The 13,518-nt window shown below is 73.9% G+C and carries 8 protein-coding genes and 1 pseudogene; 8 read left to right on the forward strand and 1 reads right to left on the reverse strand.

The features are described 5' to 3' along the window. Positions 1-13 precede the first annotated feature (13 nt). The 7 genes from IE274_RS32480 to IE274_RS32510 all read left to right on the forward strand — a co-directional run bounded on the left by IE274_RS32480 (position 14) and on the right by IE274_RS32510 (position 11,507). Positions 14-847, forward strand: coding sequence for a MetQ/NlpA family ABC transporter substrate-binding protein (locus IE274_RS32480; protein WP_190119523.1), 834 nt, complete (start codon positions 14-16; stop codon positions 845-847). A 1-nt stretch (position 848) separates the two neighbouring features. After that, positions 849-1,673, forward strand: coding sequence for a MetQ/NlpA family ABC transporter substrate-binding protein (locus IE274_RS32485; protein ID WP_190119524.1), 825 nt, complete (start codon positions 849-851; stop codon positions 1,671-1,673). Between the two features lie 190 nt (positions 1,674-1,863). Then, positions 1,864-2,514 carry a GNAT family N-acetyltransferase gene (locus IE274_RS32490; RefSeq protein ID WP_229909961.1) on the forward strand — a complete coding sequence of 217 codons (651 nt, stop codon included), beginning with the start codon at positions 1,864-1,866 and terminating at the stop codon, positions 2,512-2,514. 231 nt (positions 2,515-2,745) lie between these two features. Next, positions 2,746-3,975 (forward strand): precorrin-6y C5,15-methyltransferase (decarboxylating) subunit CbiE, encoded by a 1,230-nt coding sequence (cbiE, locus tag IE274_RS32495; protein ID WP_190119526.1) that lies wholly within the window; start codon positions 2,746-2,748, stop codon positions 3,973-3,975. 320 nt (positions 3,976-4,295) lie between these two features. Further along, positions 4,296-9,104 carry a nicotinate-nucleotide--dimethylbenzimidazole phosphoribosyltransferase gene (gene cobT, locus IE274_RS39775; RefSeq protein ID WP_229909962.1) on the forward strand — a complete coding sequence of 1,603 codons (4,809 nt, stop codon included), beginning with the start codon at positions 4,296-4,298 and terminating at the stop codon, positions 9,102-9,104. Between the two features lie 236 nt (positions 9,105-9,340). Then, positions 9,341-10,576 carry a uroporphyrinogen-III C-methyltransferase gene (gene cobA / locus IE274_RS32505; protein WP_190119527.1) on the forward strand — a complete coding sequence of 412 codons (1,236 nt, stop codon included), beginning with the start codon at positions 9,341-9,343 and terminating at the stop codon, positions 10,574-10,576. 112 nt (positions 10,577-10,688) lie between these two features. Next, positions 10,689-11,507, forward strand: coding sequence for a TrmH family RNA methyltransferase (locus IE274_RS32510; RefSeq protein WP_190119528.1), 819 nt, complete (start codon positions 10,689-10,691; stop codon positions 11,505-11,507). Here IE274_RS32510 and IE274_RS32515 read toward each other — a convergent pair. Further along, on the reverse strand, positions 11,474-12,907 hold the full coding sequence (locus IE274_RS32515) for a serine/threonine-protein kinase (RefSeq protein WP_190119634.1): 1,434 nt from the start codon (positions 12,905-12,907) through the stop codon (positions 11,474-11,476). The two genes, IE274_RS32510 and IE274_RS32515, sit on opposite strands and share 34 nt — an antisense overlap. Before the next feature lie 196 nt (positions 12,908-13,103). Here IE274_RS32515 and IE274_RS32520 point away from each other — a divergent pair. Beyond that, positions 13,104-13,402: pseudogene (locus IE274_RS32520) on the forward strand (DUF8836 family protein). Positions 13,403-13,518: the final 116 nt, after the last annotated feature.

Consider the following 13,518-nt stretch of genomic DNA (forward strand, 5'->3'; position numbering starts at 1 on the left):
AAAGGCACTTTTCGTGCGTAACACCACCAAGATCACCGCTGCTGTCCTCGCCGCCGGAGCCCTCACCCTCGGCCTCACCGCCTGCGGCTCCGACAAGGGGTCCGCGGGCGACAAGGACGGCCCGCTCGTCGTCGCCGCCACCCCCACCCCGCAGGGCGCGATCCTCGACTACGTCAAGAAGAACCTGGCGAAGAAGGCGGGCCTCGACCTGGAGGTGAAGGAGTTCACCGACTACGTCACGCCCAACACCGCCGTGCAGCAGGGCGAGGTCTTCGCGAACTACTTCCAGCACAAGCCGTACCTGGACGACTTCAACAAGAAGAACAAGACGGACATCGTCCCCGTCCCGGGCGCGACGGTGCACCTGGAGCCGCTCGGCGTCTACTCCAAGAAGATCAAGAAGCTCGACGACCTCAAGAAGGGCGCGACGGTCGCCGTCCCGAACGACACGACCAACGAGGCCCGCGCCCTGAAGCTCCTCGCCGACAACGGCGTCCTCAAGCTCAAGGCGGGCGTCGGCTTCGCGGCCACCCCCAAGGACGTCGTGTCGAACCCCCTGAACCTCAAGTTCAAGGAGCTGGAGGCGGCCCAGCTCCCGCGCTCCATCGACGACGTCGACGCCGCGGTGATCAACGGCAACTACGCACTCGAGGCCGACCTCAGCCCCGCCAAGGACGCCCTCGTCGCCGAGAAGGCCAAGGGCAACCCGTACGGCAACTTCCTCGCCGTCAAGAAGGGCGACGAGAACGACCCGCGCGTGAAGAAGCTCGCCAAGCTCCTCACCTCGCCCGAGGTCAAGAAGTTCATCGACGATAAGTACGACGGCTCCATCGTCGCGGCCTTCTGACATGCGCCGGCCCGTTATCGCCGCCGCGGCCGGGGCCCTGGCCCTGTCGCTCGGCCTGACCGCCTGCGGTTCGGGCTCCGGCTCCGACGGCGACAAGCTCGTCGTCGGGGCCACCCCGACCCCGGCCGGTGAGGTCCTCGCGTACATCCAGCAGAACCTGGCGAAGAAGGCGGGCCTGGACCTGGAGGTGAAGGAGTTCACGGACTACGTGACCCCCAACACCGCGCTCCAGGAGGGCTCCCTCGACGCCAACCTCTACCAGCACACCCCGTACCTCGACGACTTCAACGAGTCCAAGAAGACGGACCTGGTGCCGGTGACCGAGGTGTACCTGCCCCCGATGGGCGTGTACGCGGACGGCGGCAAGCTGAAGGACGTGACGGGGCTGCGCTCCGGCGCGACCGTCGCCGTACCCAACGACACCACCAACGAGGGCCGGGCGCTGCAACTGCTCGCCTCCAAGGGCGTGATCGAGCTCAAGAAGGGCACGGGCGCGAACGCCACCCCCGAGGACATCGCGGCCAACCCGAAGAAGCTCACCATCAAGGCCCTGGAGCCCGCGCAGCTGCCGCGCTCCCTCAAGGACGTCGACGCGGCCGTCATCAACAACAACTACGCGCTCGACGCGGGCCTGAGCCCCAAGAAGGACGCCATCCTCCTGGAGTCGGCGAAGGACAACCCGTACAACAACGTCCTCGCCGTCAAGAAGGGCGACGAGGACGACCCGAAGGTCGAGAAGCTGGCCAAGCTGCTGACTTCGCCCGAGGTCAGGAAGTTCATCGAGGACAAGTACAAGGGGTCCGTGCTGCCGGTCACGGCGGGCTGACGCACACCTCTTTCCCGTCCCCGCCCACGGGGTCCACTCCACGATCCGGAGCGGACCCCGTGGTGCGTCCGCGCGCCGCCATGCTGCATGCTGGGCACTTCGGCAGGCCTGAAGGTCCTTGAGGCCCTTGACGGTTCAATGGTTCGACGGTTCACAGAGCGGCAGGCCCATGAAGCTTACGGAGCGGCGCATGACGACAGCCTCGGGGTTCCCCGACATCTCCATCAGCACGGAGCGGTTGGTGCTGCGCCCGTTCGAGGAAGCGGACATCCCGGCGTACGCGGAGATGATGAACGACGAACTCGTCACCGCCTGGACCGCCGCGCCCCAGCCGTACACCGAGGCCGACGCCCGCGAGTACATCATCGACGTCGCCCCCGCCGAGCGCGCCGAGGGCCGCGGGATCGTCCTCGCCGTGGCCGAGTTCCTCACCCAGCGCCTGGTCGGGGCCGTACGGCTGCGCCACACCGACTGGCGGATCCGCTCCAGCGAACTCAGCTACGTCACCGCGCCCTGGGCCCGCGGCGAGGGCTACGCCTCCGAGGCCGCGCTCGCCACCGCCCAGTGGCTCTTCCACGACCAGAAGTTCGAGCGCATCGAACTGCGCACGGCCGCCGACAACACCGCCGCCCAGCAGGTGGCCCAGAAGATCGGCTGCATCAGCGAGGGCGTCCTGCGCGGCGCGTGGATAGCACGTGTCAGAAACGGCGGCGACCCCCTCGGCGGCTGGCTCGACCTCCGCACCGACCTCATCGTCTGGAGCCTCCTTCCCGAGGACCTGGAGGGCGTCTCGGACCAGTTGACGGACAGCGGCTTCACGTCCTTCTCCGACTGGAACTGATTCCGGCGGGGGCGCCTCGACCGGCGTTCACGGCCCTGCGGGCCTCGTCCTCGATCGCCGGACGGGCTTTGTTTTCCCGCCCGGAACATTCCAGCGTCGCGGGGCCACCCCATGGTGTCGGGGAAGGGGTGGGCCCGGGAGCCGCCCGGCAGGGCACCAGGTACGCTCCCCTCCTGGCCGCACGCGGCGGCCCCCGCACCGCAGACCCAAGACCCCAGGAGACAGACGACCATGGCCGACCGGGTCACGGTGATCGGCTGGGACGGCTCGCCGCGGACCACCGCGGCCCGCTCCGCCCTGAGCGCCGCAACGCTCGTGGCGGGCGCCCCCCACCACCTCGCCCTCCCCGAGGTCCCGCCGACCGCGGAGCGCATCCGCCTGGGCAGCGTCGCCCTGGCGGCCCGCCGCATCGCCGCCCACCGCGGCACGGCGGTCGTCCTCGCGGACGGCGACCCCGGCTTCTTCGGCGTCGTACGCACCCTCCGGGCCCCCGAATTCGGCCTGGAGGTCGAGGTGGTGCCCGCCGTCTCGCCCGTCGCCCAGGCCTTCGCCCGCGCCGGTATGCCCTGGGACGACGCCGCGATCGTGGTCGCCCACCGCCGCACCCTGCGCCGCGCCGTGAACGTCTGCCGCGCGCACAGCAAGGTCGCCGTCCTCACCTCGCCCGGCGCGGGCCCCGCCGAACTCGGCCTGCTCCTCGAAGGCGTCCACCGCACCTTCGTGATCTGCGAGGAACTTGGCACCGAACGCGAGCAGGTCACCGTCGTCACCTCCGACAAGGCCGCCGACCACTCCTGGCGCGACCCGAACGTCGTCATCGTCATCGGCGGCCCCGGTGCCACCGGCGGCCCCGTCGCCCGCGACACCGGCTGGATCGCGGGCCGCGAACCGGGCACGGAACCGCGCGGCTGGGCGCTGCCCGCGGCGAGCTACGGCGGCGAGCAGGAACTCGGCGAGGGCGAGAGCGACCGCATCCGCGCCGCCCAACTCGCGCGCCTCGGCCCGCGCGTGGGCGACCTCGTCTGGGACATCGGCTGCGGCACCGGCGCCTTCGCCGCGGAGGCGGCCCGCTTCGGCGCCGCCGTCATCGCCGTCGACCGGGACGCGGACTCCTGCGCCCGCACGACCGCCGTCGTACGCCGCTACGGAGTGCACGCCCAGATCGTGCACGGCATCGCGCCGCACATCCTGGAGGACCTGCCCGAGCCGGACGTCGTGCGCGTCGGCGGCGGGGGAGTGGCCGTGGTCTCGGCGGTCGCCGACCGCCGCCCCGAGCGCATCGTCACGCACGCCGCGACCCGCGACGACGCCGAACTCCTCGGCCGGGACCTGACGGAGCACGGCTACGCGGTGGAGTGCGCGTTGCTGCAGTCCGTCGAACTCGACACCCGCGCCTGGACGGAGCGGAAGCGGACCGTCGTCTTCCTGGTCTCCGCGCTCCTTCTCGACCGAACGCCGTGACCCTGGCGCCCCTGTCGCGGCGCCGTGCGCGGTAGGCTGGACGATCGTTGTACCGCACCTGGGCGCCCGGCGATTCGTAGGTCTGTGTCAGTCAAAGTCCGGAAAGCTCGCCCGTTTTGGGGGGTGCGTGTGGTACGGCGGACCGCGGGACGCGCGACGTGGCGCAGTCCACAGCGGACCGTGGCCGATCAAGCTGCCGCGGCGGCGGTGCTACCGCGACAATGCCTGTGGTCCGTACGCGGTGCGTGCCGCGCGGCACGTGCGCTCGTTGTTGATGACGGGCGGTCAAAGAAGGACTAACCGATGGGCGAGGGGTACGCATGACCGACACCGGCCAGGTCCCGGGCGAGGGACTGCCGGAGAGCGCAGGCACGGTGGAGCAGCCGGGCCTTCCCGCCCCGGCGGCGTACACCTTCGCCGACCCCTCCGAGAACCCCGCCGAGGACGACGACCTGCTGCTGATGCCGGGTGCCCAGGGCGCGTGGAGCGAGGCGCAGACGGCGCAGCCCGGCGGCGGACAGCCGGGCCCGGCCCAGGGCGCGCACGCGCCGCCCGGGGCCGACGCGGCCCCCCGCACCCAGGAGCCGGTCGCGCAGGCGGCGTTCGGGCAGGGGGCCGCGGACCAGTCGGCCACCGCCCAGCCGTACGCCGACCCGGCCGTCGCAGGTCAGCAGCAGTACGCGGGCCAGGCGGCCGTCGGCCAGGCCGTGGCCGCCGACGCGCAGAACGGCCTCGCGGGCACCGGCAGACCGGCCTTCGCCCACCAGCCGGGACCGCACGAGACGTCAGGCCGGGACAGCGGCTCCGTCGACCTCACCGGCGTCCCCCTGCACGCCTCCCACGGCGCCTCCCCGGCCGCCCAGCACAGCCCCACCCGGCGCCCGCTGCACCGCGGCCCCGCCGCACCCGCTGTGCCCGACGGCGCCGGCAGCCCCGTGCGCTCCCTGGCCGACCGGGGCCCCGCGGGCGCCACACCGCATCCGATGCCCGCCCGGCACGCGGGCCCGCCGACCAGCGGCCCCGAATACCTCGACATCCCGCGCGACGACGCGGGCGCGCTGGCCGGTCCGCAGCTCGGCGAGATCCCGCCGCAGGCCGCGGCGCCGTGGACACCGCAGCCGCAGAGCCCCCAGGGGGCAGCAGCAGAAACGGTCGTCCCAGGGGGCGCGGGGGCCTCTGGGGTCACGACAGTCTCTGGGGACACGGGGAACTCTGTGGTCGCGGTGGACTCCGTGGTCACGGCGGACTCTGGAGTCGCGACGGCCGCTGGGGTCGCAACAGGCGCAGGGGTCACAGACGTCACACCTGGCACAGCTGTCCCCGGCGGGTCCGGTTTCGCTCCGGCTCCGGCCGACGTCTCGGCGGCGGGGGTGGGGGCCGGTCCGATGGACGGGCTTGTGCCGATGGACAGTGCGGTGCCGGTGGACGGGTCGGGGCCGATAAGTGGGTCCGTTCCGGTGGACGGCGGCGGATCGGTGGGTCGCAGCGTTCCGGTGGACGGTGGCGTTGCCATGAGCGGCGGCGTTCCTGCGGGCGGCAGTGCCGCGGTGGAGGGTGCGGTTCCGGCGGACGGGTTGGTTCCGTTGGACGGCACGGTGCCCGTGGGCGGCACGGTTCCTGTGGACGGCGGCGCGCAGCCGGGCGGTGCCGTCCTGGCGGATGGCTCTGTACCGGCGGACAACGCTGTTCCGGGGGACGGCTCTGCCTCGGGTGGCTCCGCCCCGGCGATCGGTTCCGTCCCGGTTGACGGCTCGACTCCGGCGGACGTTTCTGCTGCGGTCGACGCCACCGGCCCGGTCGACGGCTCTGCCCCGGCCGGTGCAGTGGCACCCGTAGGCCCCGCGGCGACAGCCGCCCAGCTCGGCGCCGCCGACCCGGCAGCGCCCGACGGTCCGGCCCAGGCCGGTCTCCCGGCCGCCGCGGCAGGCCCCGCGGACCCCTCCACCCCCGCGCCCGCCCCGCACGCCCCCGGCGTGCTGGAGGCATCGGGTGCACTCGAAGCGGGCGGCGCCCCGCACGCGCCCGCCGGAGCACAGGCTTCCGTCGAGGCGCAGGCCGCGCAGTCGGCGCACGCCTCCGGCGCCACGCCCGCTTCCGGCACCCCGGGTACGGCGGTCGCACCGGAAACGTCGGCCGCCGCGCACACCGCAGAAGCGGACACGCACGTCTCCCAGAAGATCGCGCCCGACCCGGCCACAGCCGAGGCCCTCGCGGCCGAGGCCGTCACCGCCGACGTCACCCCGGCCGACCCCGCCGCGCCCGCCCACGCGGACTCCCCGCTCGCGGGCGACAGCGGCGCCGACGCCTCGGCGACCCCGGCCGAGCCGACCGCGTCGACCCACGCGACCTCCCCCTCCGTATCTGAGGCCGAGCCACATACCGGAGCGGACGAGTCCGGTACCGGTACCGCAGTCCAGGACGCCGTGGCGACCCCCTCCGCTCCGGAGTCCCCGACCGCGCCCGAAGGTCCCGAACTCCCGTCCGCATCCGGCCCCGAATCCGCCGCGACCCCGCTCCCGCAGGCCGCGTCCCTCGGGGGAGCCGTCGCACCCGGAGCCCACCCGGGCACGCCGACCCCCGTCGGCACCCTCGGGTCGCCGGGTGCGCCCGGCGCGCACGCCGCGGCCCACGCGGCTGTCGCCCCGCAGGCCCCCGACGCCGCCCAGCCGTGGCCGGACGCGCACGCCGGGCAGGGCCCGCACCTCGCGGGGGCCACCTGGATGCCGGACGCCGACGGGTCCGCGCAGCCCTTCGTCGAGGTCCAAGAGGCGCCGCCCATCGGCCAGTTCGTGCCGGTCGACGGCCTGGTGCCGACCACCCCCCACCTGGCGCCGACGCCGCCGCGCCCCCTCTCCGTACCGCCGGAGTACTTCGCTCCGGAGCCGGTGGACGAGACCCGTACCCCGGCGGCCGGGCCCGTCCCGGCGGACGTAGCCCCGGAGCAGGCCGACACCACCCCGGGCGCCGAGCCGGAAGCGCAGCCCGCGCCCGGCACGCACCCCGAAACCGGGCAGCAGCCCGCAGCCACCGTGCCCGCACCCCGCGACGGAGCCCGGCCGACCGCCGCGCCCGCCGGGACGGCACCCGCACCCGTCGACGCGGCGGAGGACGGCACCGCCTTCCCGTCCGCCCCGGAGACGACCGACCCCGACGAGCCGATGCACGCACCTCACCCGGCCGGTCCGACCGACCCCGCAAGCCACCCCGAGCAGCCCGCCCCGGTCGTCCTCGTCGACGCCGACGAGGCCGAGGACCTGTCCGCACCCGCCGCAGCGGCGGACGTGGACGGCTCCCCGCAGCCCCTGCTGCTCATGGAAGACCCGGAAGACCCGGAAGGCCCCGGCGGCGATCCCGGCCTCGCCGAGCCCCTCGCCCCCGCGGCCGACACCTCGGTGGAGCCGCCCGCTCCGGGCTACGCCGACGCCGAGCGCGAGGCCGTGCTGCGCGTCATGCGCGAACGCCGCGACATCCGCAACGGCTTCCGCAGCGACCCCATCCCGCACGAGGTGCTGCTGCGCGTCCTGGAGGCGGCCCACACCGCGCCGTCCGTGGGCCACTCCCAGCCCTGGGACTTCGTGGTCATCCGCTCCGCCGAGACCCGCGGCACCATGCACGAACTGGCCCGCCGCCAGCGCGAGGCGTACGCGAAGTCCCTGCCCAAGGGCCGCGCCAAGCAGTTCAAGGAACTGAAGATCGAGGCCATCCTCGACACCCCGGTGAACATCGTCGTCACCGCCGACCCCACCCGCGGCGGCCGCCACACCCTCGGCCGGCACACCCAGCCGCAGATGGCCCCGTACTCCTCGGCGCTCGCCGTCGAGAACCTGTGGCTCGCCGCCCGCGCCGAAGGCCTCGGCGTCGGCTGGGTCAGCTTCTTCGACGAGCGCGAGATGGTCCGCGCGCTCGGCCTGCCGGAGCACCTGGAGGTCGTCGCGTACCTGTGTGTCGGCTACGTCGACGAGTTCCCGGAGGAGCCGGAGCTGATGCAGGCAGGCTGGTCCAAGCGGCGCCCGCTGTCCTGGGTCGTGCACGAGGAGACGTACGGCCGCCGCGCGCTGCCCGGCGAGGACCCGCACGACCTGCTGGCCGAGACCGTGGGCAACATCCGCCCGCTGGACGCCAAGGCGCTCGGTGAGGCGTGGGAACGTCAGAAGCGCATGACGAAGCCCGCGGGCGCCCTGGGCATGCTGGAGATCATCTCCGCGCAGCTCAGCGGCCTCTCCCGGATGTGCCCGCCGCCGATCCCCGAGCCCGCCGCGGTCGCGATCTTCGCGGGCGACCACGGCGTGCACGCCCAGGGCGTCACGTCCTGGCCCCAGGAAGTGACCGCCCAGATGGTCGCCAACTTCCTCGGCGGCGGCGCCGTCTGCAACGCCTTCGCCAACCAGGTCGGCGCGGAGGTCTGCGTCATCGACGTGGGCGTCGCCGGCGAACTGCCCGCCACGCCCGGCCTGCTGCCCCGCAAGATCCGCGCCGGTACGGCCGACATGACCACCGGCCCCGCGCTCACCCGCGAGGAGGTCAAGGCCGCGATCGAGGTGGGCATCGAGACGGCCCGCGACCTGGTGGCGGCGGGCAACAAGGCGTTGCTCACCGGCGAGATGGGCATCGCGAACACCACCGCGTCCGCCGCCCTCATCTCCGTCTACACCGACACCGACCCCGCCGACGTCACCGGCCGCGGCACCGGCATCAACGACGAGATGCACGCCCGCAAGGTCGAGGTCGTCCGCCGCGCCCTGGACCTGCACCAGCCCGACCCGGCCGACCCCATCGGCGTCCTCGCGGCGATCGGCGGCCTGGAGCACGCCGCGATGGTCGGCCTCCTCCTCGGCGGCGCCTCCCTGCGCACCCCCGTCATCCTCGACGGCGTCAGCGCGGGCGCGGCGGCCCTGGTCGCCCGCGCCATCGCCCCCGAGGTCCTCGCGGCCTGCATCGCGGGCCACCGCAGCGCCGAACCGGGCCACGTGGCCGCCCTCAACAAGCTCGGCCTGCGCCCCTTGGTCGACCTGGACCTGCGCCTGGGCGAGGGAACGGGCGCCCTCCTGGCCCTCCCCGTGGTCCAGAGCGCGGCAAGGGCGATGCACGAGGTGGCGACGTTCGACTCGGCGGGCGTGACGGAGAAATAGCCACGCGACGGGCGATCCCCGTGTCAGCCCGTCCGACGCTTGAGTACGAGGCCGACCCGTTCAGCCCGTCCGGCGTTCGAGGACGAAGCCGTCCAGGCCGATACGGGGGCCCGGGGGCGGAGCCCCCGGTTTCGGGAAGGGGTGGGATGGGGGAAAGCCCCGCAGGGCCCACCCCACCCCACCCCACCCCCGCCCCACCCCACCCCGCCCCCAGGAACGGCGCACAAGGAGCCCCCATGGCCGCAGAACACCCCGCCTACCCCGTAGGCCTCCGCCTCACCGGCCGCCGCACCGTGGTCCTGGGCGGCGGCCAGGTGGCCCAACGCCGCCTCCCGGCCCTCATCGCCGCAGGCGCGGACATCACCCTGATCTCCCCCTCGGCCACCCCCTCGGTAGAGGCGATGGCGGACGCGGGCGAACTCACCTGGCACCGCCGGACGTACGCCGACGGCGACCTCGCCGAAGCCTGGTACGCGCTGATCGCCACCAGCGACCCCACCGCCAACGCCGCCGCCTCCGCCGAGGCGGAACGCCACCGCGTCTGGTGCGTGCGCTCCGACGACGCCGACGCGGCGACGGCCTGGACCCCCGCCACCGGCCACAGCGAGGGCGTCACCGTGGCTGTCCTCACCACCGAGGCCAAGGGCCGCGACCCCCGCCGCACGGCCGCCATCCGCGACGCGGTGGTGGCAGGCCTGCGCGACGGCACGCTGGTCGCCCCGCACCACCGCACCCGCACCCCGGGCGTGGCCCTGGTCGGCGGCGGCCCCGGCGACCCGGACCTGATCACGGTCCGCGGCCGCCGCCTCCTCGCCGAGGCCGACGTCGTCATCGCCGACCGCCTCGGCCCGCGCGACCTCCTCAACGAGCTCCCGCCGCACGTCGAGGTGATCGACGCGGCGAAGATCCCGTACGGCCGTTTCATGGCGCAGGAGGCCATCAACAACGCGCTGATCGAGCACGCGAAGCAAGGCAAGTCGGTCGTGCGCCTCAAGGGCGGCGACCCGTTCGTGTTCGGCCGCGGCATGGAGGAGGCCCAGGCGCTCGCCGAGGCCGGCATCCCCTGCACGGTCGTACCGGGCATCTCCAGCTCGATCTCGGTGCCGGGCGCCGCGGGCATCCCCGTGACGCACCGGGGCGTGGCCCATGAGTTCACCGTGGTCAGCGGCCATGTGGCACCCGACGACGAGCGGTCCCTGGTCGACTGGGCGGCGCTCGCCCGGCTCCGCGGCACCCTGGTGATCCTGATGGGCGTCGACAAGATCGGCCGCATCGCCGAGACCCTGACCGCCCACGGCAAGCCGGGGGACACCCCGGTGGCCCTGGTCCAGGAGGGCACGACGGCCGCCCAGCGCCGCGTCGACGCCACCCTCGCGACGGTCGCGGAGGCCGTCCGCTCGCACGAGGTGCGGCCCCCCGCGGTGATCGTGATCGGCGAGGTCGCCGGGATGAACCCCGCCCCGCCCGCCTGACCGAGGTCCCGGACGGGACCCGGGACCGCCCCGCCCACACCAACGTAACCACCGGTAACGGAACTGGTTCCCAGCCGTTGGCACCTCACCCCGGACAAGGCAGTATCACCCTGTGGCCGATCTCCTCACCATCGAAGATCCCGACGACCCGCGCCTGCGCGACTACACGGGCCTGACCGACGTCGAGCTGCGCCGCAAGCGCGAGCCCGCCGAGGGCCTGTTCATCGCCGAGGGCGAGAAGGTGATCCGGCGCGCCAAGCTCGCGGGCTACGAGATGCGCTCGATGCTGCTCTCCGCCAAGTGGGTCGACGTCATGCGCGACGTCATCGACGAGGTCCCGGCGCCCGTGTACGCGGTCAGCCCGGACCTCGCCGAGCGGGTCACCGGCTACCACGTGCACCGCGGCGCCCTCGCCTCCATGCAGCGCAAGCCGCTGCCCACGGCCGACGAACTCCTCCAGTCGCACCGCCGTGTCGTGGTGATGGAGGCGGTCAACGACCACACGAACATCGGCGCGATCTTCCGCTCCGCCGCGGCCCTCGGCATGGACGCCGTCCTGCTCTCACCGGACTGCGCCGACCCGCTCTACCGCCGCTCGGTGAAGGTCTCCATGGGCGCGGTCTTCTCCGTGCCCTACGCCCGCCTGGACTCCTGGCCGAAGGGCCTCGAAGGCGTCCGTGAGGCCGGCTTCAACCTGCTGGCCCTCACCCCGGACGAGAAGGCGAAGACCCTCGACGAGGCGGCGCCCCACCGCATGGACCGCGTCGCCCTGATGCTCGGCGCGGAGGGGGACGGCCTGTCCAGGCAGGCCTTGGTCGCGGCCGACGAATGGGTCCGCATCCCGATGGCGCACGGCGTGGACTCGCTCAACGTGGGCGCGGCGGCCGCGGTCGCGTTCTACGCGGTGGCTTCGGGACGCCCGGGCGCCTGAGGCCGGGCTTCGGGGTGCTGCGCCCGCTCCTGTACGACGCTCACGCCGCCGTGCCCGTCACGGTCGGCGCCGAGCCCGCGCGCGGGGCCCTGGCAGCCCTGCGCGGCGGCGATCCCCAGGGCGACCAGCAGCGTCACGACGACGAACACGAAGAGCCGCTGCCGCAGCAGCCGCGGGTTGGCGGGCCGCAGCCCCGTGCCCGTGTTGCGCGGACCCTGCCGCCCGGTGCCGCTGCGGGGCGCGGGCCTGCCGCCCGAACGCGAGCCGCCACGCGACGCCGAGGGCCGCGACCCGGACTGCGACCCGCCGGTGCGGGAGCCGCCCGTACGGGACCCGCCGGTGCGCGAGCCGCCGGTCCGCGAGTCCCCGGTGCGCGGGTCGCCCGTGCGGGACCCGCCCGTACGCGACCCACCTGTCCGTGAACCCCCCGTGCGCGGGGCGCCGGGACGCGAGGAACCGGTCCCGAACTCCCCGTGCTCCGTGTCGACACCGCCGTACTCGCCGTACGCGTCGATGGCCGTCGGCCGGTCCTGATCCTGGCGGGGCGCGGGCGGCCGCACATCGCTGAGGCCCTGCGCCTCGCGAGCCGCGATCTCCTTGAGCCGCAGCGACAGTTGGAGCGTGCTGGGACGTTCCTCCGGGTCCTTGGCGAGACAGGCCCGCAGCAGCGGGGCGAGCGCGTCCGGCACCCCCTGGAGCTGGGCCTCCTCGTGCACGACCCGGTACAGCATCACTTCGGAACTGCCGTGCCCGAAGGGCGAGTCGGCCATCGCCGCGTACGCGAGCGTGGCGCCGAGCGCGAACACGTCGGTGGCGGGCGTGACGGCGGCGCCGCGCACCTGCTCGGGGGCGAGGAAGCCGGGCGAGCCGACGGCCGTGCCGACATGGGTCAGGGTCGAGGCCCCCGTCGCCCAGGCGATGCCGAAGTCGATGATCCGCGGCCCCTTCGGGGACAGCAGGATGTTGGACGGCTTGAGGTCCCGGTGCACGACACCGGCCTCGTGCACGGCGACGAGCCCCTCGGACAGCGCGGAGCCGACGACGGCGACCTCGGCCGCGGCCAGCGGGCCTTCGGCGGCGACCTTGTCGTGCAGCGAGGGTCCGGGCACGTACTGCGTCGCGAACCAGGGGCGGTCGGCCTCCAGATCGGCGGCGACGAGCCGGGCGGTGCAGCCGCCGCGGATGCGCCGGGCGGCCGACACCTCACGGGCGAAGCGCGAACGGAACTCCTGGTCCTCCGCCAGATCCGGCCGGATCACCTTCAGGGCGACGCGCTGACCACGGCGGTCGGAGCCCAGATAGACCACGCCCATGCCGCCGGCACCCAGCCGCCTGTGCAGCCTGAACGAGCCGACGACACGCGGGTCCTCGCGCCTCAGGCGCATCATCGCCATGTTCATCCCCGCTGCCCGGTCCGTCTGACGAGCCACAGCTTACGTTTCCGCGGCCGGGCACGTGCAGAGGCCGCGCCCTCGTGGGCCGACCGATTGTCAGTGCCTGGTGGGAAACTTGAAAAGTGGTCAGGCGCCGCGGTGCGCAGGGCACTCACCGCCGCCCGACCGCCCAACCAGCCGTCGCTGAAGGGGGATTGATCGCGTGAAGGGTGACCGCGTGGAGATAGTGGTGGACGCCGGCGACACGACGCGTACGTACGAAGTGGTGGCGAGCCGGGCGGGCCGACGGGTGGAGACAGCCGTCCGCAGGGGAGTGGTGGAAGTGAGCGAAGTCACCCGCTGGGGGCGCCCCCACGCCGTTTGGGCAGTGGGGGAGGTTCCGTGGTGCGCACGGCACGCTTCATGGCGACCCGGGTCCTGGCCCTCGTGGAGCAGCCCGTCCCGAGGGAGGACAGCTCCGAGCGGCCCGGACGCCCCCTCGGGGAAGACCCTGAGTCCTAGGTCCTCGTCTCCACCCACGGGAGTACTTGTGTGACGACCGGTCATCCTCGGGGAGGCCCGCCAATCGGTACGAGGGCATGACGACCAGCCCTCCCGGTGGACCTAGATTTGAGGTC

The organism is Streptomyces flavofungini (genome assembly GCF_014650815.1).
GTDB classification, from domain to species: Bacteria; Actinomycetota; Actinomycetes; order Streptomycetales; family Streptomycetaceae; genus Streptomyces; species Streptomyces flavofungini.

Excerpts from the sequence above, each read along its gene's own strand:
- IE274_RS32485 (WP_190119524.1), top strand. The coding sequence starts at position 849 with ATGCGCCGGCCCGTTATCGCCGCCGCGGCCGGGGCCCTGGCCCTGTCG.
- IE274_RS32490 (WP_229909961.1), top strand. The coding sequence starts at position 1,864 with ATGACGACAGCCTCGGGGTTCCCCGACATCTCCATCAGCACGGAGCGG.
- cbiE (WP_190119526.1), top strand. The coding sequence starts at position 2,746 with ATGGCCGACCGGGTCACGGTGATCGGCTGGGACGGCTCGCCGCGGACC.
- cobT (WP_229909962.1), top strand. The coding sequence starts at position 4,296 with ATGACCGACACCGGCCAGGTCCCGGGCGAGGGACTGCCGGAGAGCGCA.
- cobA (WP_190119527.1), top strand. The coding sequence starts at position 9,341 with ATGGCCGCAGAACACCCCGCCTACCCCGTAGGCCTCCGCCTCACCGGC.
- IE274_RS32515 (WP_190119634.1), bottom strand. The coding sequence starts at position 12,907 with ATGAACATGGCGATGATGCGCCTGAGGCGCGAGGACCCGCGTGTCGTC.